At 68.2% G+C, this 2,408-nt stretch carries 1 protein-coding gene and 1 pseudogene; both read left to right on the top strand.

The features are described from left to right. Positions 1–65: 65 nt before the first annotated feature. Positions 66–1,841: pseudogene (gene uvrA / locus RIF93_RS08340) on the top strand (excinuclease ABC subunit UvrA); the annotation flags it as partial. Continuing rightward, a partial coding sequence (locus RIF93_RS08335) for a glutathione S-transferase family protein (RefSeq protein ID WP_309090279.1) occupies positions 1,838–2,408 on the top strand: 571 nt, incomplete at its 3' end. The pseudogene uvrA and the gene RIF93_RS08335, both read left to right, overlap by 4 nt.

Raw genomic sequence — 2,408 nt, 5'->3', positions numbered from 1 at the left:
ACCACCACACCGGGCTTATGTACGAGTAAAACACCCCCTTCGTGGGGGGGCCGCCCACCCCCCCGCGCCGCTGGCGCGAGACCGACAGCTCGTGGGTGCGTGAGGAGCTGGGCCGCTACCAGTCCGAAACGCCGTGCGAGGCCTGCCAGGGCTACCGTCTCAAGCCCGAGGCGCTGGCCGTGAAGATCCACGGCAAGCACATCGGCGAGGTCTCCACGCTCTCGATCAAGCACGCGCGCGAGTGGTTCGAGGCCCTCGACGGCCAGCTGACCGACAAGCAGATGGAGATCGCCCGGCGGATCCTGAAGGAGATCAACGACCGGCTGCGGTTCCTGGTGAACGTCGGCCTCGACTACCTGAACCTGTCGCGCGGCTCGGGCACGCTCTCGGGCGGCGAGAGCCAGCGGATCCGGCTGGCCAGCCAGATCGGCTCGGGCCTGACCGGCGTGCTGTACGTGCTGGACGAGCCGTCCATCGGCCTGCACCAGCGCGACAACACCCGCCTGCTGACGTCGCTGAAGGGCCTGCGCGATCTCGGCAACTCGGTGCTGGTGGTGGAGCACGACGAGGAGGCGATCCTCACCGCCGACTACGTCATCGACATGGGACCGGCCGCGGGCGTGCACGGCGGCGAGATCATCGCCCAGGGCAAGCCTGACGAGATCATGGCCAACCCGAAGAGCATCACGGGGCAGTATCTGTCGGGCGCCCGCGAGATTGCGGTGCCGCAGGATCGGCGGCCCTTCTCCAAGAAGCGGATGCTGCGGGTCGTCGGCGCCGCCGGCAACAACCTGAAGGGCATCACCGGCGAGATCCCGGTGGGGACGTTCACCTGCATCACCGGCGTGTCCGGCGGCGGGAAGTCCACCTTCACGATCGAGACGCTCTACAAGGCCGCCGCCCGCCGGCTGCACAACGCCTCGGACGCGCCCGCCCCGCACGAGCGGATCGAGGGGCTGGAGAACTTCGACAAGGTCATCGACATCGACCAGTCGCCGATCGGCCGCACCCCGCGGTCGAACCCGGCCACGTATACCGGCGCCTTCCAGCCGATCCGCGACTGGTTCGCCGGCCTGCCGGAATCGAAGGCGCGCGGCTACGGCCCCGGGCGGTTCTCGTTCAACGTGAAGGGCGGCCGCTGCGAGGCCTGCCAGGGCGACGGCCTGATCAAGATCGAGATGCACTTCCTGCCGGACGTGTACGTCACCTGCGACGTCTGTCATGGCCGTCGGTACAACCGCGAGACGCTGGAGGTGATGTTCAAGGGCAAGAACATCGCCGACGTGCTCGACATGACCGTCGAGGAGGCCGCCGACTTCTTCAAGGCCGTGCCGCCGATCCGCGAGAAGATGGAGACCCTGAAGCGCGTTGGCCTCGGCTATGTGAAGGTCGGCCAGCAGGCGACCACGCTCTCCGGCGGCGAGGCGCAGCGGGTGAAGCTGTCGAAGGAGCTGTCCCGGCGGGCGACGGGCAAGACGCTCTACATCCTCGACGAGCCGACCACGGGGCTGCACTTCGAGGACGTGAAGAAGCTGCTGGAGGTGCTGCACGAGCTTGCCGACCAGGGCAACACGGTCGTCGTGATCGAGCACAACCTGGACGTCGTGAAGACCGCCGACTGGATCGTGGACTTCGGTCCCGAAGGCGGCGACGGCGGCGGCGAGATCGTGGCCCAGGGCAGCCCCGAGGACGTGGCCTCGAACCCCCGCAGCTGGACGGGCCGCTACCTGGCCGAGTTGCAGCAACGCCACCGAGACCGCCCCGGCGTGCGGAAGAAGAAGCTGGTCGGGGCGAAGACCCTCCGCCTACCCTCCCGCGAAAGCGGGAGGGTCCGATCATGAAGCTCTATGGCGCGCCGATGCCGGCGCCGAACCCGCGGCGGGTGCGGATATTCCTGGCGGAGAAGGGTATCGACCTGCCCGAGACCCCGATCCGGTTGATGGAGGGCGAGCACAAGAGCCCCGAGCATCGGGCGCGCAACAGCCTGGGCCAGATCCCGACGCTGGAGCTGGACGACGGGACCTGCATCTCGGAGACGGTCGCCATCTGCCGCTACTTCGAGGAGATCCAGCCCGATCCGCCGCTGTTCGGCCGCTCGGCCCTGGAGAAGGCCCAAGTCGACATGTGGGTCCGGCGCGTCGAGTTCACGGTCATGACGCCCGTGGCCAACGTCTGGCGTCACGCCCACCCCTACACGGCCAAGCTGCTCACCCAGTTCAAGGATTTCGGCGAGTCCAATCGGGAAACCTACGCCGGCGCCCAGCGCTGGCTGAACCGGGAGTTGGCCGACCGCCCCTACTTGGCCGGCGAGACCTTCAGCGTGGCCGACATCTGTCTCTTGAGCACGGTCGACTTCGCCGACTGGATCGGCCTGCCGCTGTCGGAGGACGCCGTCCATCTGCGGGCCT

Origin of the sequence: Phenylobacterium sp., assembly GCF_031181185.1 — a bacterium.
In the GTDB taxonomy this organism is placed as follows: Bacteria; Pseudomonadota; Alphaproteobacteria; order Caulobacterales; family Caulobacteraceae; genus Phenylobacterium.
This window is presented reverse-complemented; position numbering and strand designations above follow the sequence as displayed.